Annotated in this window: 16 protein-coding genes; 12 read left to right on the top strand and 4 right to left on the bottom strand. The window is 65.0% G+C overall.

Annotated elements, in window-relative coordinates; translation table 11 throughout:
- Nucleotides 1-175 precede the first annotated feature (175 nt).
- The gene (locus THITHI_RS0115620; RefSeq protein WP_018234039.1) at nucleotides 176-2,077 is read left to right on the top strand and encodes a SurA N-terminal domain-containing protein; all 1,902 of its coding nucleotides are present in this window, start codon (nucleotides 176-178) and stop codon (nucleotides 2,075-2,077) included.
- Between the two features lie 97 nt (nucleotides 2,078-2,174).
- On the opposite strand, the gene THITHI_RS0115625 is transcribed toward THITHI_RS0115620, so the two are convergent.
- Nucleotides 2,175-2,963 (bottom strand): enoyl-ACP reductase FabI, encoded by a 789-nt coding sequence (locus tag THITHI_RS0115625; protein ID WP_018234040.1) that lies wholly within the window; start codon nucleotides 2,961-2,963, stop codon nucleotides 2,175-2,177.
- A gap of 263 nt (nucleotides 2,964-3,226) precedes the next feature.
- Here THITHI_RS0115625 and THITHI_RS0115630 point away from each other — a divergent pair, with 263 nt between their 5' ends.
- From THITHI_RS0115630 to THITHI_RS0115645, 4 genes are all read left to right on the top strand, one after another.
- Entirely contained in the window at nucleotides 3,227-5,095 is a 1,869-nt protein-coding gene (locus tag THITHI_RS0115630; RefSeq protein WP_018234041.1) for a peptide-binding protein, read from the top strand.
- Nucleotides 5,096-5,216: 121 nt separating this feature from the next.
- The gene (locus tag THITHI_RS0115635) at nucleotides 5,217-6,605 is read left to right on the top strand and encodes an ABC transporter permease (RefSeq protein WP_018234042.1); all 1,389 of its coding nucleotides are present in this window, start codon (nucleotides 5,217-5,219) and stop codon (nucleotides 6,603-6,605) included.
- On the top strand, nucleotides 6,598-7,788 hold the full coding sequence (locus THITHI_RS0115640) for an ABC transporter permease (protein ID WP_018234043.1): 1,191 nt from the start codon (nucleotides 6,598-6,600) through the stop codon (nucleotides 7,786-7,788). The genes THITHI_RS0115635 and THITHI_RS0115640 overlap by 8 nt, the downstream gene beginning before the upstream one ends.
- 140 nt (nucleotides 7,789-7,928) lie before the next feature.
- Nucleotides 7,929-9,617 (top strand): ABC transporter ATP-binding protein, encoded by a 1,689-nt coding sequence (locus THITHI_RS0115645; RefSeq protein ID WP_018234044.1) that lies wholly within the window; start codon nucleotides 7,929-7,931, stop codon nucleotides 9,615-9,617.
- A 180-nt stretch (nucleotides 9,618-9,797) separates the two neighbouring features.
- Here THITHI_RS0115645 and THITHI_RS0115650 read toward each other — a convergent pair whose 3' ends face one another.
- The 3 genes from THITHI_RS0115650 to THITHI_RS0115660 all read right to left on the bottom strand — a co-directional run bounded on the left by THITHI_RS0115650 (nucleotide 9,798) and on the right by THITHI_RS0115660 (nucleotide 13,067).
- Nucleotides 9,798-10,451, bottom strand: coding sequence for an FHA domain-containing protein (locus THITHI_RS0115650; RefSeq protein WP_018234045.1), 654 nt, complete (start codon nucleotides 10,449-10,451; stop codon nucleotides 9,798-9,800).
- Entirely contained in the window at nucleotides 10,451-11,296 is an 846-nt protein-coding gene (locus tag THITHI_RS0115655) for a Stp1/IreP family PP2C-type Ser/Thr phosphatase (RefSeq protein WP_018234046.1), read from the bottom strand. Before THITHI_RS0115655 ends, THITHI_RS0115650 begins: the two co-directional genes overlap by 1 nt.
- A 70-nt stretch (nucleotides 11,297-11,366) precedes the next feature.
- Complete coding sequence (locus THITHI_RS0115660) at nucleotides 11,367-13,067, bottom strand: LysM peptidoglycan-binding domain-containing protein (RefSeq protein WP_026186416.1); 1,701 nt, start codon at nucleotides 13,065-13,067, stop codon at nucleotides 11,367-11,369.
- Between the two features lie 113 nt (nucleotides 13,068-13,180).
- Between THITHI_RS0115660 and THITHI_RS0115665 the strand changes: the two genes are divergently transcribed.
- From THITHI_RS0115665 to THITHI_RS0115695, 7 genes are all read left to right on the top strand, one after another.
- On the top strand, nucleotides 13,181-13,927 hold the full coding sequence (locus tag THITHI_RS0115665) for a class I SAM-dependent methyltransferase (RefSeq protein WP_018234048.1): 747 nt from the start codon (nucleotides 13,181-13,183) through the stop codon (nucleotides 13,925-13,927).
- Nucleotides 13,920-14,393: a ribonuclease HI gene (gene rnhA, locus THITHI_RS0115670; protein ID WP_018234049.1), complete on the top strand. Its 474-nt coding sequence runs from the start codon at nucleotides 13,920-13,922 to the stop codon at nucleotides 14,391-14,393. Before THITHI_RS0115665 ends, rnhA begins: the two co-directional genes overlap by 8 nt.
- A gap of 161 nt (nucleotides 14,394-14,554) precedes the next feature.
- Nucleotides 14,555-15,280, top strand: a complete 726-nt coding sequence (gene dnaQ, locus THITHI_RS0115675; RefSeq protein WP_018234050.1) for a DNA polymerase III subunit epsilon — start codon at nucleotides 14,555-14,557, stop codon at nucleotides 15,278-15,280.
- A 46-nt stretch (nucleotides 15,281-15,326) separates the two neighbouring features.
- A complete protein-coding gene (locus THITHI_RS0115680; protein ID WP_018234051.1) occupies nucleotides 15,327-15,578 on the top strand; it encodes a CDGSH iron-sulfur domain-containing protein in 252 nt (83 codons plus the stop codon).
- 130 nt (nucleotides 15,579-15,708) lie between these two features.
- The gene (locus THITHI_RS0115685; RefSeq protein WP_018234052.1) at nucleotides 15,709-16,590 is read left to right on the top strand and encodes a PhzF family phenazine biosynthesis protein; all 882 of its coding nucleotides are present in this window, start codon (nucleotides 15,709-15,711) and stop codon (nucleotides 16,588-16,590) included.
- Between the two features lie 67 nt (nucleotides 16,591-16,657).
- On the top strand, nucleotides 16,658-17,479 hold the full coding sequence (locus THITHI_RS19890; protein WP_051079953.1) for a methyltransferase domain-containing protein: 822 nt from the start codon (nucleotides 16,658-16,660) through the stop codon (nucleotides 17,477-17,479).
- A gap of 48 nt (nucleotides 17,480-17,527) precedes the next feature.
- Nucleotides 17,528-17,956 carry a VOC family protein gene (locus THITHI_RS0115695; protein WP_026186419.1) on the top strand — a complete coding sequence of 143 codons (429 nt, stop codon included), beginning with the start codon at nucleotides 17,528-17,530 and terminating at the stop codon, nucleotides 17,954-17,956.
- Nucleotides 17,957-18,138 lie beyond the last annotated feature (182 nt).

The following is an 18,138-nucleotide window of genomic DNA, read 5'->3' on the forward strand; positions in this document are numbered from 1 at the left end:
ATCTGCCGGAACCGCCGCATGGAACTCAGGGCCTCGCGTGTCGTCTATCCGGCATACGATGTCCCCGCGCGGGTACCGGTGACGCACCCGGCCGTGCTGCAATACCCCCGCCAGCCGCAAATTCGTTATCATGGGCCGGCTTGCCTGATTCATCCGACAAAGTGACCTCCTGACCATGCTGCAGAAGATCCGAGACAAGGCCACGGGCTGGATTGCCTACGCCGTTATTATTCTCATCAGTATTCCGTTCGCCCTCTGGGGCCTGAACGAGTACCTTGGCGGGGCACCCGACCGCGTGGTGGCCGAGGTCAATGGCGTGGAGATCTCACAGCGCGCCTTTCAGCAGGAATACCAGAGCCAGCGCCAGCAGCTTGCCAGCATGTTCGGGGGCCGCATTCCATCTGGTGCCGTGGATGATCAGGTGTTGCGGGACAATACGCTGCAGCAGCTGATTCGCCGTGAACTGGTCAGCCAGGTGGCCGAAAAGAAGGGTTTTCGCGTGAGTGCCGAGGCGGTGGCTGCCGAAATCCGGCGGATCCCCGGATTCCAGCGCGACGGTGCGTTCGATCCGCAGCGTTATCGTCAGGTTCTGGATGCCCAGCGCCGTTCGCCCGCCGAGTTCGAGTCACTGATGAGAAACGCCATGCTCCTGGAGCAGTTCGAGAGCGGCTACCGGCAGGGGACCTTCCTGCCCGGACCCATGCTGGATGACTACCTGAAGCTGCGCAATGAGCGCCGTCAGGTCAGTGTGCACACCGTGCCCGCCGAGGCCTTTGTGGACGATATCCAGGTGGATGACACGCGGGTGGCGCAGTACTACGAGGCGAACTCCGACGAGTTCCGCACCCCGGAACGGATCCGGCTCGCCTACCTGATGCTCGATGATTCGACCCTGCGTGACGAGGTCAGTGTCACGGAATCCGACCTTCGCCGCGAGTACGAGCAGCGCATGGATCAGTTCACCCGGCCCGAGGAGCGGCGGGCCCGGCATATCCTCGTGAGCGTGCCGGACGATGCCGGTCCGGATGCCGTGGCCGTGGCTGAGGAACGCGCGCGGGAACTGTACCGGCGCATCGACGAAGGTGGGGATTTCGCGGCACTGGCCGCCGAAGCCTCCGACGACCCGCTGGCGGCCACCGGGGGTGGTGACCTGGGTTTCATTGCCCGGGGGGATATGGACCCCGACATGGAGGCGGTGCTGTTTACACTTCGGGAAGGGGACGTGAGTCAGCCGATCCGGACGCGCCTGGGTTTCCAGGTGATCGAGCTCACCGAGATCCGCCCGGCGGAGCGTACGCCCTTTGCGGAGGTGCGCGAGGAGGTCGAGGCCGAGTATCGCAGCCGCCGTATCGAGCGTCTGCAGATCGAGCTGACGGAACGGCTGCTGACGGAAAGCTATGAGCAGCCCGGCAGCCTGGAACCGGCCGCGGAAGCCACGGGCCTGGAGATTCGTCACACGGACTGGTTTACCCGCGAGGGTGCTTCCGAGGGGCTGGCGGCCGAGCCCGAGGTATTGCAGGTGGCCTTCAGCGACGATGTGCGTGATGGCAGGAACAGTGATCTGATCGACCTGCCCGACGGGCGCGTGGCGGTGATCCGGATTGAGGATCGTCAACCCGCGGCACCGCGGCCGTTGGAAGAGGTGGCCGACGAGATCCGCCTGAGGCTCGTGTGGGAGGAGGCCCGTGCCCGGGCCGAGACCGCCGGTGAACAGGCTCTGGAGCGCCTGCGCGAAGGCGTATCATTTGACGAGGCCGTGGCGGACCTGCCCGGTGTCGGCAGCGACGGCCTGTGGATCACCCGCGAGTCCGGTGATATCTCCTCCCGGCTCCTGCATCGGATCTTCACCATGCCCCGTCCGTCCGCGGATGCCCCCTTGTACGGCGGCGTGGCCGTGGACGGCGGTGATTATGCGATCTTCGTGCAGCATGACTGGGAAGCCGGCGAAGTGGATCCGTCGCTTCGCAGCGATGCCGCGGCGCAACTGGCCGGGCTCTATGGCGGCCTCGAGTTCGAGGCGCTGTATCGGGCCCTGGAGGCGGAAGCCAGGATTGAGATCTTCCGCGACAACCTGTGACAAAGTCGGAAGTGTGAATTGAGAAGCACGAATAAACGCAAATAACGCAAGAGGCGAGCCAGTGGCTCGCCTCTTGCGTTTAGTCCCACTTCTCAATTCACACTTCAGCGGGCCCCAGTCCGAGGATGTTGTATCCGGAATCAACGTACAGGATCTCTCCGGTGATCCCGGAGGCCAGATCCGAGGCCAGGAAGGCACCTGCATTGCCCACGTCGTCGATGGTTACGTTCCGGCGCAACGGGGCGTTCTTCTCGACGTGGTCGAGGATCTTGCGAAAGTCGCCGATGCCGGCGGCCGCCAACGTGCGGATGGGACCTGCGGAAATGGCGTTGACGCGGATGGCCTCGGGGCCCAGGGTGTAGGCCAGGTAGCGGACATTGGCCTCCAGGCTCGCCTTGGCCAGACCCATGACGTTGTAGCTCGGCATGGCACGTACCGCCCCCAGGTAGCTCAGGGTCAGGATGGCGGCATTGCGGTCCTTCATCATGTGCCGGCCGGCCTTGGCCAGCGCAGCCAGGCTGTATGAACTGATGTCATGGGCGGTACGGAAACCTTCCCGGGTGACGTTGTCCAGGAAATCACCCTCCAGTTCTTCCTTGGGGGCGAAGGCCACCGAGTGCACCAGCACGTCGAGGCTCTCCCAGTAGTTGTCCAGGTGCTCGAAGACGGCATCCACCTCCTGGTCGCTCTCCACGTTGCATGGCACCAGGATGTCGGAGTCGAACTCCGCGGCGAGTTTCTCCACACGTTCCTTGAGGCGTTCGTTCTGGTAGGTAAAGGCCAGCTCCGCCCCTTCGCGCCGCATGGCCCTGGCGATGCCGTAGGCGATGGACCGATTGCTGGCGACGCCGACGATCAGCGCGCGCTTGCCGGTGAGTAAACCCATTTGCGTCTCCTGTACGATGATGTGCCTGCGCGTCCCTGGGGACTCGCACACCCGGATGAACCTGGGCGGCGATCACGGGTCTGACATCGCGACGGATGATGGCCGGATGGCCGCTCCAGTCGTCTGCCGGAAGTGATGATCGCATCATACTATCCGACCCGGGTGCGATCCACTACGGGGTCGGATGAAACGATCGGGGAATACATCTATAGTGCGGATGCATTCTGAACAGCCCGACCCATACGTTCTACGGATTCCTGCCGATGGAAAAACGCTTCTCCGCCAGAGATCTTCCGCTCATCATCGGGCTGTCGCTCATAGTCATTCTGATGGTCCTTCTCATGTATCAGGTGGACCGGCAGTGGTCGCGCATGGCGGAGATGCATCGGGCCATGCAGGAGCAGAGTGACGATCTGCGCAGGTTACGTGTGGCCCTCCAATCCCTGGAGGGGCTTGCGCGCACCGGTGCGTTGGCGCCATCTGATGCACCGGGAGCCGCGGACGATGTGGCCGGGGCATTCCAGCGCGCCCTGCGCGCAAGCCGGGACCCGGAGTTCGCGCCGGGTGACTGGCTGGTGCGGGCGTTTCCCACCGGGCTGAGTACCGTCACGCCGCTGGTATCCAGTGACGCCTACGCGAGCGAGGTGCAGGGCTACGTACTGGAATCTCTGCTGACACGTGACCCGGATACCCTGGAGTGGCAGGGTCTGATTGCCCGGGATTGGGACATCAGTGAGGACGGACTGATCATCACCTTCCGCATGCGTCCCGATGTCACCTTCTCCGACGGCACACCGCTGACGGCGGATGACGTGATGTTCACCTTTGATTTCATCATGACCGAGGCCATTGCCGCGCCGCGTTCCAGGGCATTCATGGAGAAGCTGGAGAGGGTCGAGGCGCTGGACGAGCACGAAGTCGCCTTCACCTTCGCCGAGCCCTACTTCAACAGCCTGCAACTGGCGGGCGGCATGGCGATCCTGCCGCGCCATTTCTACGAGTCCTATCTGGACGAACCCGAGACCTTCAATCAGTCCCGGGGTCTGCTCATGGGGTCCGGGCCCTATCGCCTGTCCGACCCGAAGGGCTGGACGCCGGACCAGGGGCTGGTGGAGCTGGAGCGCAATCCCCGCTACTGGGGACCGGTGGAGCCGCCGTTCGACCGCGTGGTCTGGCGTGTGATCGAGAACGACAGCGCGCGGCTCACCACGTTCCGCAATGGTGACATCGATGCCTACGGGGCCCGGCCGAGGGAGTATCAGCGTCTGCTGGATGACGAGCAGCTGCGGGAACGTACCCGGCACTACGAGTACATGAGCCCCACGGCCGGTTATGTTTACATCGGCTGGAATCAGGAGCGCGACGGCAAGGCCACCCGGTTTGCGGACCGCCGGGTTCGCCAGGCCATGAGCCATCTCACCCATATCGACCGCATCATCGACGAGATCATGCTGGGCTATGCGGAACCGGCGGTGAGCCCGTTCAATCCGCGCAGCCCCCAGCACGACACGTCGCTCGAACCCTATCCCTTCGATCTGGCGCGTGCCGGCGAGTTGCTGCATGAGGCGGGCTACCGTACGCGCAACCGGGACGGCATTCTGCAGGACGGGGACGGGAGGCCGTTCGAGTTCGACCTGGTGTTCTTCCAGGACAACGAGGATACGCGCCGTATCGTGCTGTTCCTGCGCGATCTCTATGCGCGCGCGGGTATTCTCATGCGCCCGCGCCCCACGGAGTGGTCGGTGATGCTGGATCTGCTCAACCGCAAGGACTTCGATGCCATCACGCTGGGCTGGACCAGCGGCGTCGAGACCGACATCTACCAGATGTTTCATTCAAGCCAGACTGTGGGCGGCGGTGACAACTTCATCAATTACCGAAACCCGGCACTGGATGAACTCATCGACCGGGCCCGCAGCGAGGTGAACGAGGATGCGCGCATGCCGCTGTGGCAGGAGGCGGAGCGCATCCTTCACGAGGACCAGCCCTACACCTTCCTGATGCGCCGCCAGACGCTCGCCTTCATAGACCGGCGCGTGAAGAATCTGGGCATCACGCGGCTCGGTCTCAACATGGGTATCGTGCCGGTGGAGATCTATGTGCCGGTGGAGCAGCAGAGATATGCGAGATGATTCACGGGTTAAAGTTCAAGGTTCAAAGTTCAAGGTTCAAAGGGATGGCTCTACGGCACCCAATGCCATGCAACCGCCCTCCCTTGAACTTTGAACCTTGAACTTTGAATAGGCCTTTCCCGTGACCACGTATCTCCTTCGCCGTCTGCTGCTCATGTTCCCCACCTTGCTGGGGATCACGCTGGTGGTGTTCGTGGTGATGGCGGCGGCGCCCGGGGGCATCAGCGCGCAGGCGCTGGTGGACGGGCTCAATCTGGAGCCGCAGGCCAAGCAGGCGCTGGAGGACTATTACAACCGCCGTTACGGGCTGGATCAGCCGGCACCGGTTCAGTACCTGCGCTGGCTCAACAATGTGTCACCGGTGGGGTTTCGCATCGACGAGACCACCGGCGATCTGGGTCGTTTCTCCCTGATCAAGGGGTCGGATCTGGGTACCAGCTTTCGTTACGGGCGTCCGGTCATGGATCTGATCGCCGAGCGCCTGCCCATCACCCTGCTGCTCAATGTGATCTCCATTCCGCTGATCTATGTGATCGCCATCGCCATCGGCGTGCACGCGGCCACACGCCGCGGCAGCAGCTTCGACGTGAGTTCCAGCGTGGTGATGCTGGGACTGTGGTCGGTGCCTACCATGCTGGCAGGCGTGCTGATGATCGGCTTCTTTGCCTCGGATCAGTTCTGGCGGTGGTTTCCGACGGGCGGGCTGAGCCGGCGGGAGGCGCTGGACATGCCCTTTCTTCCCCACTGGGGGAGTCTTGGCGACGTACTGATGGTCTTTCTGCTGGCGGGTATCGGTGCTGTCCTGCTGGTGTGGCTGAGTATCAGGGGGGCGGTTCGCCTGCGCATGGCGGTACTCGGTGTGCTCGGTGCGGTGGCCGGTGCCCTTGTGGCATCGCAGCCGGCGGGCATGGCCGGTTTCGGCGTATTCAACGTGGTGATGGCAGTGCTGGTCGGGGGTATGCTTGCCGCCATCGGGTGGAGCGGATTTGATGCCCTGCGTACGGCCACTCTGGGGCTTCTGGGCGCCATCCTGGGTGTGGTGGTCGCCGCCCAGCTCGGGCAGGAGGGTTTCGTGCGCGGCTTCCTGCTGGATCGCAGCTGGCATCTCGTGCTGCCGGTCATCTGTCTTTCCTACGGCGGCTTCGCCTTTCTTGCCAAACTTACGCGCTCCTCCCTGCTTGAGAACCTGATGGCAGACTACGCGCGCACGGCGCGTGCCAAGGGCGTCTCCGAGCGGGACGTGCTCTGGAAGCACGTGTTCCGCAATTCCCTGTTGCCGCTGATCACCGTCTCCGCCACATTGCTGCCGAGCCTACTGGCCGGGTCGGTGATCGTGGAGACCATCTTCAGCATCGACGGCATGGGCAAGCTTGCCGTGGATGCGGTCCGCGGGCGCGATCGGGAACTGGTGCTGTCGGTGACGCTGATCAGCGGCCTGCTGACCCTGGCCGGTTACCTGCTGGCGGACCTGTGCTACGCCATCGTCGATCCGCGGGTGAGTTATGACTGAGGCCGCCGCCGTGACAGGCCAGCCGCCGCGCCGGCGCAGCTACAGCGCCGAGGTGCTCAGGGAAGTGTTCACGCGCTGGGGTGCCCGCATCGGCATGGCGTGGATACTGCTCCTGGCGGGCGTGGCCGTGTTCTCGCCGTTCCTGGCCACCAGCCATCCCCTGCTGCTGTCGGAGGGTGGGCGCATCTCCAGCCCTGTGCTGGGTCATCTGACGCCGGCGGACTTGACCATACTCACGGCGTTTCTTGCCGCGGTGTCCGTGCTCTTCTTACGCAGGCCGTTCCGCCAGCGCCTGCTGGTGGTGCTGATCGCGCTGTCCGTGGGGGCGGGCCTTAGTTACAGTCTTGTCTCACCGCCGTCGCTGGTCATCTACGAGCAGTACCGGGAAGCCCAGGCCGAAGGCCGTTATGACTGGGTCGTGCGCGCACCGATCCCCTATTCACCCAAGGATTACCTGCGCGACCACGGCGACACCGGCCTTCAGGCCCCGCTCGGCATCCAGGAACGGCGCCATTGGCTGGGCACGGAGGAGAACGGCGCCGATGTGCTTTCGCGGATGATCCATGCATCGCGCATCGCCCTTGCGATCGGTTTCATTGCCACGGGAATCGCGCTTTTCATCGGTGTGATTATCGGCGGGCTTATGGGCTATTTCTCCGGCATCGTGGATATCATCGGCATGAGGCTTGTGGAGATCTTCGAGGCCATTCCGACGCTCTTCCTGCTACTCACCTTCGTCGCCTTCTTCGGACGAAGTCTGTACATGATGATGATCATCATCGGCATCACGTCCTGGTCCGGTTACGCGCGCTACGTGCGTGCCGAGTTCCTGAAGCTGCGCCAGCAGGAATATGTGCAGGCGGCGGTGGCCTGCGGACTGCCGCTGCGCTCGATCCTTTTTCGTCACATGCTGCCCAACGGCGCGGCCCCCATCCTGGTGGCGGCCAGTTTTGGTGTCGCCTCTGCCATTCTCGCCGAGGCGACCCTGAGTTTCCTGGGCCTGGGTCTGGTGGACGATCCGTCCTGGGGCCAGATGCTCAACCAGGCCGTGCAGTCCTCCACCTTCAACTGGTGGATGGCGGCCTTCCCGGGCGGCGCGATCTTTCTCACGGTGTTTGCCTACAACCTGGTGGGCGAATCCCTGCGCGACGCGCTGGATCCGCATTTGAAGAAAAACGCCTGAACGGCATGACCGCGACGCAAAGACGCAAAGACGCTAAGGGACGCAAAGAATTTGCTTGAACAATCCTTACAACGCCGTTTTGCGAAGCTTTGCGCCTTCGCGCCTTTGCGTCGCATTTAAGTCCGCCTTGGAATGTCGCCATGCTGCTTGAAGTGAAGAACCTCCAGACCCATCTGCGTGCCGGCGGGGAGACCGTCAAGGCGGTGGATGACGTGAGCTTCCACATCGAGCGCGGGGAGACGTTCTGCGTGGTGGGGGAGTCGGGCAGCGGGAAGTCGGTCACGGCCCTGTCGGTGATCCAGTTGCTGCCCGGGGCCATCTCCAGCCATCCGTCGGGTGAGATCCTGTTCGATTACCGGCATCCGGACGGGCGGACGGAGCGGGTGGACATGCTGGCGCTTTCGGATGCACGCCGGCGCGAGATTCGCGGCAGCCGTATCAGCATGATCTTTCAGGAGCCCATGACCTCGCTCAACCCGGTGTTCACGGTGGGCGACCAGATCGTTGAAACCCTCAGGTTGCATCGACCCGCCATGAGCGAAGCCGAAGCCCGGGAGCGGGCGGTGGATGCCCTGGCTCAGGTGCGGATCCCCAACCCCGCGGAGCGATTTCACGAGTTCCCCCATCGCCTTTCGGGAGGGCAGCGTCAGCGCGTGATGATCGCCATGGCCATGGCCTGCGAGCCCGATCTGCTGATCGCCGACGAACCTACCACCGCGTTGGACGTGACCGTGCAGGCCGAGATTCTGAAGCTGATGCGCGCGCTTCAGGAGAAGAACGGCATGGGCATCCTGTTCATCACCCACGACTTCGGCGTGGTGGCCCAGATGGCGAAACGACTCGCGGTGATGCGTCTGGGGCGGATCGTGGAGACGGGCGATGTACGGCAGGTGCTCAACGATCCCGGGCATGCGTACACCCGGCAGCTGATCGACGCCCTCCCTGAGAATCTCAATGCCCGCCGGATTGCCCGCGTGGAAGGCGGGGAGGCGGCGCCCGCACCCTCTGCCGGCCCGGGCGGCGGGCAACCGCTGGTGAGCCTCGAGGGGGTGAAGATCCATTTCCCCGTGCGCAAGGGCCTGCTGCGCCGCGTGGTGGATCAGGTGCGTGCCGTGGACGGGGTGTCGCTGGAGATTCCGCGGGGCAGTGTGCTTGCCCTGGTGGGCGAATCCGGCTGCGGCAAGACCACCCTGGGGCGCGGCATCCTTCGGCTGGTCGACGCCACCGCCGGGCGCATCCGGTTCGGGAATGACGATATCACGGCGCTTTCCCCGAAAGAGATGCGGCCCTACCGGCGCCGCATGCAGATCATCTTTCAGGATCCGGCCTCATCCCTGAACCCGCGTCTGACCGTGGCAGCGGCCCTGACGGAGCCCATGGCCGTGCACGGTATCGGCGAATCACCCGAGGACCGTCTGGAACGGGCGGCGGGGGTGCTGGAGCAGGTGCAACTCTCCCGCGACAGCCTGTGGCGCTACCCCCACGAGTTCTCCGGCGGCCAGCGCCAGCGCATCGGCATCGCCCGGGCCCTGGTGCTGGATCCCGGCTTCATTGTCTGTGACGAGGTGACCAGTGCGCTGGACGTGTCTGTCCAGGCGGAGATCCTGCAGATCCTTCAGAATCTCAAGGAGGAGCGCTCTCTGACGCTGTTGTTCATCACCCATAACATGGGGGTGGTCGAGTACCTTTCCGACACCATGGCGGTGATGTATCAGGGAAGGGTCGTGGAATACGGGCCGACAGACCGGGTCTGCAACCGCCCCGAGAACGACTACACGCGCAAGCTGCTCGCCGCCGTGCCTCGCCTGGATCTGGTCAGGGCCGCCTGACCCGGGTGAACGGCGTCCGGTGTGCAAGGCGTGGCACTCGATCGGTGGGGCGTCAAGGTGTCCCGCTACAATCTTGGACGCCTCACGCCTCACGCCTCACGCCTCACGCCTCACGCCTCACGCCTCACGCCTCACGCCTCACGCCTCACGCCTCACGCCTCACGCCTCACGCCTCACGCCTCACGCCTCACGCCTTCCGCTTCCCGCCTCCTCGAACTCCATGCGAATCCCGGCGATGTCGATGGTGTCCCCGTCTTGCAGAAGCCGGGCCCGACTGCCGATGTGTTCATTGTTGACCCTGGGCGATGCACCGCTGGCGCCACCGTCCACATGGATGAGCATATAGCCCTGTCCACGTCGCTGGATGGCGGCCACCTGGATGCCCGGACGGCCGAGGGTGGTGAGCGCCTTGACCAGGTCCAGGGCGCGACCCTTGTTGGGGCCGGTGAGTATGTGCAGTCTCGCGGGTGAGGGTGAGCCGCCACTGCCGGTTCCCACGGGCGCTGGTGCATGGTCGACGCTCCGGGTTGCAGGCCGTACGCGGCCGTCCTTGTGCGTATAGACGAGACGGAAATGATGGATGCCGATCTCGTCACCCTCCCTGAGGGCGCGTTTCCGGATGGGCCGGTCATTTACCAACGTGCCATTGGTACTGCCCAGATCTTCCACGAGGCTGTCGTTGAGCAGCGTGATGATACGGGCGTGATGGCCGCTGACGGCGTGGTCGTTCAGGTATACATCGTTGTCCGGGTTGCGGCCGATGGTAATCGCCTCGCGCGTCAGTGGGATGTCGTACAGGAACTGGCCGTTGAGGTAGACAATGATATGGGCCATCAGTGGGTTCCGTTCGCCTGCCGCGCAACGATCTTCAGGATCCGGTCATACCACGGAGCATCCTGGGTCTGGGGATCCATCACCCGTACCACGATGACCGAGACATTGTCCTTGCCGCCGGCGTTCAGGGCCGCGCCAATGAGTGACGTGGCGGTCAACTCCAGATCATGTCCGTGTTCACAGAGGGCAAGACGAATGGCTTCGTCATCGATCATGTCGTTGAGGCCGTCTGAACACAGCAGGTAGAGATCGCCGGGCAGGGCAAGGCCTTCGCGCACGTCCACGGCCACGCTGGGCTCGATGCCCAGCGCGCGGGTGACCAGGTTCTTGTTGAGCGCGCCGCGAGCCTCTTCCCGATTGTAAAAGCCGTGGTCCACCAGGTCCTGAATCAGGGTGTGATCCACGGTGAGCTGTTCCAGCCGTGCTTCCCGGAGGCGATACATGCGCGAGTCGCCCACGTTGGCGATGGTGAGCTGGCTGTCGCGAAAGGCGGCCATGACCAGGGTGGTTCCCATGCCCCGGTGACGAGGGTCCTTCCGGGCCGCTTCGTAGATGGCGGTGTTGGCGTGCACGATGGCATTGCGCACCGCGCGTGTCTGTGCCGAGTAGCCCAGGCGCTGGTCCAGTTCCCCGGGCTTGATGTCCGGCAGGGTCTGGCGCAACTCATTCAGCACGCTGTCCACGGCGATCTGGCTGGCGATCTCGCCGCTGCTGTAGCCGCCCATGCCGTCGGCCACGATCACCACGCCCAGATCGGGGTCGTCACCGATGGTGTCCTCGTTATGGGTTCGCACCCGTCCCGGGTTCGTGAGCCCTGAAACCTGGATCGATGCGTGCAGGCCCATCAGTCCCGCGTCCACAGCGGCGCGGTGCCGCGTGAACGCCTGCCGAGGCCGGCCTCCCGTCGCGTCCCGGTCATGTTTCGCCCCCCTGGTTGGTCACGTCCACGTGCAGGGTCAGGGTCTGCCCCGGGCGGATGAGGTTGCCGTTGCCCAGGTTGTTCCAGCGCCGGATATCTGCCACGGAGACGCTGAAGCGCCGGCCGATACTGGACAGGGAATCCCCCCGGCGAACCGAGTAGTTCACCCGCTGGCGGCGGGCGGATACGTGCTGCAGGCCACGCGGCGCCTGCCCCGCGGCGGCCATGTGCATGCCCTGGCCCTGGGGCAGCCAGACGGTGAGCCGCTGACCCGGGCGGATCGGGTCCCCGGGCGCCATACCGTTCCAGCGCGCCAGTTCCGGCACCCCGACACCGTAGCGGCGTGACAGGGCCCAGAACGTGTCGCCCCGGTTGACGACGTGTGCGTGGCGCTCGCGGCCGGCGGGCCCGCTGGCCTGGGTGCTGCTGCGGCGCTGTTCGGCGCTCAGGCTGTAGCCGGAGGCGGGACGCGTGGCACTCGGCACCAGCAGGTGCTGGCCCGCACGGATGCGGGTGCCGCGGATATTGTTGGTCTGCTGCAGCATCGCGACGGTGGTGCGGTACCGGGTGGCGATGTGGCTCAGGGTCTCGCCGGACTGAATCCTGTGACGGTGCCAGGCCACCCGGTCCTCCGGATCCAGGCCCGCAAGGCCTGCCACGAAGGCGTCGGCCCGGTCTGCGGGGAGCAGCAGATGATGGGGGCCTTCCGGATCCGTGGCCCAGCGGTTGAAGCCCGGGTTCAGCTGGTAGATGTCCTCGATGTCCAGTTCCGCCAGGCGGGCCGCCACGGCCAGATCCAGCTGCCCGTCCAGTTCAACCCGCTGCAACCAGGGTTCGTCGGGCACCGGCCAGAGCTCCACGTGATAGGCCCAGGGGTTCTCCACCAGCGCCTGGAGGGCCAGCAGCTTGGGCACGTAGTGGCGGGTTTCCCTGGGCAGGTCCAGGTTCCAGAAGTCCGTGGGGCGCCCCAGGCGCTCGTTTCGCTGGATGGCCCGTGCCACGGTGCCCTGGCCGGCATTGTAGGCCGCCAGTGCCAGCAGCCAGTCGCCGTCGAAGCGTTCGTTGAGTTGTTGCAGGTAGTCCAGGGCGGCCTGGGTAGACGCGTGGATGTCGCGACGCCCGTCATACCACCAGTTCTGCTTGAGACCGAAGTGACGCCCCGTCGAGGGGATGAACTGCCAGATGCCTGCGGCCCGGCCGGGAGAGTAGGCGAACGGCAGGTAGGCGCTCTCCACGATGGGCAGCAGCAACAGCTCCGTGGGCAGTTCCCGGGCCTCGATCTCCTCGAGGATGTAGTACAGCAGCGGTTCCGCCCGAGCCGTCACCCGATGCAGGAAGTCTTCCCGGCAGAGGTGCCACTGGATATGGGGCTGGATCCGGGGATCATGCCGGTAGTCCGGCATGGCGAATCCACTGCGCACCCGTGCCCAGATATCGTTGTTTGCCGGGTTTTCACCCACGGGGATGTGGCGGTCGACCCCGGGATCCGGGAAGGGCGCGGTCTCCTCCATGTCCAGCAGCCGCTTCGCGACCGGCCCACCATCCGGGGCTGTCGGCGCGTCCGCCGCCCGGGCGGGTTCCTGGGGGACGATGCCTGATTGTGCATCGTCTTTCTGGGGGAGGCTGCCGCAACCGCCCGCCAGGAAAGCGGTTGCGAGCAGCAAGACGGGCCAGGCCATGACAGCGGAGGGTTTCATGGGCGTAAAGCATAGCCACCGCACTGTATTGTTAACAAGCCCGAATCCGTTGGCTGGTGCCGGGATTCAGACAGTTGGCCGATTGCTGCGTCCATCCGATATGCTGTGCCCCCATGGACCCCGCATTTGCCCCACAGGATCGCCTGGCACTCCGAGACTGGTACGCCTCGCCTCCGGGCGAGGCCCTGGCCGATGACCTGTGCGGCTATCTCGGGTCGGTGGTGCCCCAGTTGTTCGGTTACCACGCCCTGCGTATCGGGGATCTGGGGCCCTGCCGGGACCCCCTGGCGGGCAGCCGGATCATCCACCGGGTGCAGCTGGATCTGGTGCCCCCGGCGCAACTGCTGGCCCAGCCGCGCGCGCTGCCCATCCAGGCGGATACGCTGGACCTGGTGGTGCTCACCCATGTGCTCGAGTTCTGTTCCGATCCCCACGGCGTGTTGCGGGAGGTGGATCGCACCCTGGTACCGGAAGGACATGTCATCATCATCGGTTTCAACCCGATCAGTTTCATGGGCCTGCGCCGCCTGGCGGCCTGGAAGCGCGGTTCGGCGCCCTGGCGCGGGCGTTACTACACGGCCCGGCGCGTCAGGGACTGGCTGCAGTTGCTGGGCTACGAGGTGCTGGATACCGTATCGGCGGGTTTTCGGCCCCCCCTGCGCCGGGCCGGCATGTTGCGCCGGTTGCGACCCATGGAGACATTGGGCGCCCGTTTCTGGCCAATCCTGGGAGGCGCCTTCGTGATCCTCGCCCGCAAGCGTGTCGCCACACTGACGCCCATGCGACCGCGCTGGTCGCCCCGGCGCCGTATCGCAGCGGGCCTTGCCGGCTCAGGCTTTCGGAGGCAGGGTCGTGGCTGATGCAAGCCGTGTGGAGATCTTCACCGACGGTGCCTGCCGGGGAAACCCCGGTCCCGGGGGCTGGGGGGCGGTGCTGCGCTACAGGGGTAAGGAACGTACCCTCAAGGGCGCGGAGCCCGAGACCACCAATAACCGCATGGAACTCACCGCCGCCATCGTGGCCCTGGAAACGCTGTCGCGTCCCTGCGCGGTGGCGCTCACCACCGACTCCCAGTACGTCAAGCAGGGTGTCACCCAGTGGATCCACCAGTGGAAGCTCCGGGGCTGGCGCACCGCCGATCGCAAGCCCGTGAAGAACCAGGATCTCTGGCAGCGCCTGGATGCCGCCGCCGCACGTCACGACGTGCAATGGTTCTGGGTGCGCGGCCACACCGGCCATCCGGAAAACGAACGGGCCGACCAGCTCGCCAACGAGGCCATCGACGAGATGCTGGCCGGGGCGCGAGACGACGGGCAGGCGCCCTGAGCGCAGAGGACACGAAGTGGAATCCCGGCCATCACCTGTGCGTCCCTCGGGTATACCCATGCGCCCCATGCGGTTGGCTTCCCATGACCCCCCGCCCCGTCTACGCTTGCCACTGACAACTGACAACTGACAACTGACAACTGACAACTGACCAGTATTCCATGAACAATCCGAACGACATGCCAGAGACCGCCCGCCGCCAAGTGGTGCTCGATACGGAAACCACCGGGCTCGAGCCGTCCCAGGGGCATCGCATCATCGAGATCGGCTGCGTGGAGATGGTGGGCCGTCGACTCACGCGCAGGCATTTCCACCAGTACCTTCAGCCCGACCGGGAGATCGACGAGGGTGCCCTGGCGGTGCATGGCATCAGCAATGAATTCCTGGCGGACAAGCCACGGTTCGGCGACGTGGTGGATCAGTTCCTGGACTTCATCCGTGGCGCCGAGCTCATCATTCACAACGCCCCCTTCGATGTGGGCTTCCTGGACCATGAGCTTGCGCTGCTCGGTGACGGCCGGGGGCAGACCACCGATTACGCCGGCGTGCTGGATTCCCTGGAACTGGCCAGGCGCATGCATCCGGGCCAGCGCAACAGTCTGGACGCATTGTGCAAGCGCTACCAGGTCGATAATTCCGGACGCGAGCTCCATGGGGCGCTGCTCGATGCGCGCATCCTGGCGGACGTCTATCTCGCCATGACCGGCGGTCAGGAGAGCCTCTCGCTGGGCAGCGACGCCGCAGGCGCCAATGGCGAGCCCGCTGCCGAGTCCCTGCGCCGCCTTCCCGAGGGCCGCCCCAGGCTGCGCGTGATCCGCCCGTCGGAGGCCGAGATGCAGGCCCACGAGGCCCTGCTGGAGAAACTGAACCCGCCATCCCCCTGGTAATCGCTTCAGGGTCCATCCCCACTGACCACTTGCAAAGGAGCCGTGAATGTCTGATTGCGATCCGATCATCGCCGAAAAACAACCCATCGCCGTCAACCTGGAGGCCGGCAAGAAGTATTTCTGGTGTGCCTGCGGGCGGTCCGGCAAACAGCCCTTCTGTGACGGTTCCCACCAGGGCACCGGCTGCGAGCCGGTGCCTTTCGTGGCCGAGAAGTCCGGCGAGGTCTGGTTGTGCCGCTGCAAGCAGACAGGCAATGCCCCATTCTGCGACGGGACGCATAACCGGCTGGCGGATTGAGAGGCGCCGTCGCGTGCGGGCCCCCGGTGGCCGGGTGAACCTCCGGCCGGGGACGCCCGCCATGCGGGAGGCCGCCCGCCGCCGGGTGCATCCATGTCCATGACTGAACCGGCCCGGGAACTCGGGAAACATGAAAGAGCAGATCTACATCGTCGATGTCTTCGCGGAGACGCCCTATGCCGGTAACCCGTTGGCCGTGGTGCTGGGGGCCGATGACCTGTCCGCGGAGATCATGCAGAAGCTGGCCGCAGAGACGAACTATTCCGAATCCACCTTCGTGATGTCGGCGCCGGAGGACGACGGCGGATACCGGGTGCGGGTGTTCACCCCGTCCCGGGAGATTGAATTTACCGGGCATCCGATTCTCGGAACGGCCTGGGTCATTCGCCGGGTCATGGACAAGGGCCTGGATACCGTGCGGCTCAACCTCGCCGTGGGGCAGGTGCCGGTGACCTTCGAGACCGGGCCCGACGGCAGCGAGGCGGCCTGGTTCCGGGCGCCCCAGGTGTCCCTGGGACCTGTATGTTCAGCGGAGCCGATGGCCGCGGCCCTCGGCATCTCGCCGGGCGACATCGACCACCGGTCACCGATCCGGCGGTGTGCCGCCGGCACATCGGCCGTGATCGTGCCGGTGCGCAGTCTCGATGTGCTGCGGCGATGCCGGCTCGACCTGGAGGCCTATGCCCCGCTGGCGGAGCAGGGGTTCCCGCCGCTTGTCTATCTCTTCTGTAATGAAACCCATCACGCGGTGAACGACCTGTGCGCACGGTTCTTCTTCGATGCCCATGGTGTGCGGGAAGATCCCGCCACGGGCAATGGTGCGGCATTTCTGGGCGCCTACCTGTGGGCGCACCGGATCTTTTCGGAAACTGATCTTTCATTGCGCATCGAGCAGGGATACGAGATCCGCCGCCCGTCACTGGTGCGGCTGCGCGTCCGGGCCGGCGGCGATGCGCCGGAGGTGAACGTCGGCGGCTCCGTGATTCCCGTGGTCAGGGGCGAACTGCTCTGATCCGAAGGCAGGGGCCTGATGACGCAGGTAACACCCATAAACATTGAGTCTGTTGAGGAGATGACCCGTGGCTGCACGTGATCCGCACCGCTTTGTGAACGAACTCGATGATGCCGCGCTCGAGCGCATCGTCGCGCGCCTCGAGAACCGGGCAAAGGACCAGGTCTTCGCCCGCCTGTTCGACAAGTATGCGGAGCGCCTGGATCTGCCGCCTGTCGCTCAGGTCCTGGAGGTGGGTTGCGGCACGGGCGCCATGATGCGCTTTCTCGCCCGCCGGATGGATTTTTCGGGCACGGGACTTGGTGTCGATCAGAGTCCCGTGCTGATCGAGGCCGCGAAGAAGTATGCACGGGACGAAGCAGTCGCCGATCGGGTGGACTTCCGGGTCGGTGATGCCCACAGCCTGGATCTTCCCGGCGATACATTCGATGCGGTGATCGCACACACGCTGATCAGTCACGTGACGGACCCCGCCGAAGTGATCGGCGAGATGGCCCGGGTGGTGAAGCCGGGCGGCACCGTGGTCATCTTTGACGGCGATTATTCCTCGTTGACCTACGGCTGTCCCGATCATGATCTCGGTCAGCGGATGGATGCGGCACTGGCGACGGCGACCTTCAACAATCCGCTGATCATGCGGGATCTTCCACGCCTGCTGCCGGAGTTGGGGCTGGTGATCCACGAGGCCTGGGGCGATGCCGTGGTGGAGATCGGCGGCGGCAGTTTCTTCAAATCGTTCGCGGAGACGTATGCGCCGGCCGTCATCAAGGCCGGTCTTGTGCCGGCAGAGGCGGTGGAGTCCTGGCTGAAGGCCCAGCTGCAGGCCATGGATGAGGGGAAGTTCTTCGGGGCGTGCAACTACTATACGTATATGGCTCGCCGTTCCTAGCCGGTTTGCGGATCTCATGGAATGCCTGCCACGGGGGAGGATCGAATCATGGAACAGCGAATGAGCGTGGTGACCCTCGGGGTCAACGACCTCGCCCGATCGAAGGCCTTCTACCAGCAGGCATTGGGCTGGACGATCAGTGCAGATGAAGGTCAGATCGCCTTTTTTCAGCTCAACGGCGTGGTCCTCGCGCTCTACCCGCGTGATGCGCTCGCCGACGATGCGCAGGTGTCCGGCGAGGGCGCCGGGTTCGCGGGCGTCACACTGGCGTACTGCACCCGGTCCAGAGAGGAAACGGACGAGATCCTGAGGCAGGTGGAACGGGCGGGTGCCCGGATCGTGAAGCCTGCCCAGGAGGCGTTCTGGGGTGGCTACTCCGGCTACTTTGCCGATCCGGACGGCCACCTCTGGGAGGTGGCTCACAATCCGTTCTGGACGCTCGACGAAAAGGGCAATGTCCATCTGGAAGCGCCTTGATCCGACCGCGGGCAGGCATGCGCCGGCCCGAAGGAGCCGGTAGTCATTGCTTGCGGTGAGCGGGCCGGCGGGCCGGTTGAAGCGCGGCGCGCGGGGTGTCCGGCAGCTGTGGGCGGGGGATGGGCCGTGCACCCCCGTGCAACGGGGTATGATGCGGTTCGCGACCACGGCAGGTACTGCGG

This window comes from Thioalkalivibrio thiocyanodenitrificans ARhD 1 (assembly GCF_000378965.1).
Taxonomy (GTDB): domain Bacteria; phylum Pseudomonadota; class Gammaproteobacteria; order Ectothiorhodospirales; family Ectothiorhodospiraceae; genus Thioalkalivibrio_A; species Thioalkalivibrio_A thiocyanodenitrificans.

Excerpts from the sequence above, each read along its gene's own strand:
- THITHI_RS0115620 (WP_018234039.1), top strand. The coding sequence starts at position 176 with ATGCTGCAGAAGATCCGAGACAAGGCCACGGGCTGGATTGCCTACGCC.
- THITHI_RS0115625 (WP_018234040.1), bottom strand. The coding sequence starts at position 2,963 with ATGGGTTTACTCACCGGCAAGCGCGCGCTGATCGTCGGCGTCGCCAGC.
- THITHI_RS0115630 (WP_018234041.1), top strand. The coding sequence starts at position 3,227 with ATGGAAAAACGCTTCTCCGCCAGAGATCTTCCGCTCATCATCGGGCTG.
- THITHI_RS0115640 (WP_018234043.1), top strand. The coding sequence starts at position 6,598 with ATGACTGAGGCCGCCGCCGTGACAGGCCAGCCGCCGCGCCGGCGCAGC.
- THITHI_RS0115645 (WP_018234044.1), top strand. The coding sequence starts at position 7,929 with ATGCTGCTTGAAGTGAAGAACCTCCAGACCCATCTGCGTGCCGGCGGG.
- THITHI_RS0115650 (WP_018234045.1), bottom strand. The coding sequence starts at position 10,451 with ATGGCCCATATCATTGTCTACCTCAACGGCCAGTTCCTGTACGACATC.
- THITHI_RS0115655 (WP_018234046.1), bottom strand. The coding sequence starts at position 11,296 with ATGGGCCTGCACGCATCGATCCAGGTTTCAGGGCTCACGAACCCGGGA.
- THITHI_RS0115660 (WP_026186416.1), bottom strand. The coding sequence starts at position 13,067 with ATGAAACCCTCCGCTGTCATGGCCTGGCCCGTCTTGCTGCTCGCAACC.
- THITHI_RS0115665 (WP_018234048.1), top strand. The coding sequence starts at position 13,181 with ATGGACCCCGCATTTGCCCCACAGGATCGCCTGGCACTCCGAGACTGG.
- dnaQ (WP_018234050.1), top strand. The coding sequence starts at position 14,555 with ATGAACAATCCGAACGACATGCCAGAGACCGCCCGCCGCCAAGTGGTG.
- THITHI_RS0115680 (WP_018234051.1), top strand. The coding sequence starts at position 15,327 with ATGTCTGATTGCGATCCGATCATCGCCGAAAAACAACCCATCGCCGTC.
- THITHI_RS0115685 (WP_018234052.1), top strand. The coding sequence starts at position 15,709 with ATGAAAGAGCAGATCTACATCGTCGATGTCTTCGCGGAGACGCCCTAT.
- THITHI_RS0115695 (WP_026186419.1), top strand. The coding sequence starts at position 17,528 with ATGGAACAGCGAATGAGCGTGGTGACCCTCGGGGTCAACGACCTCGCC.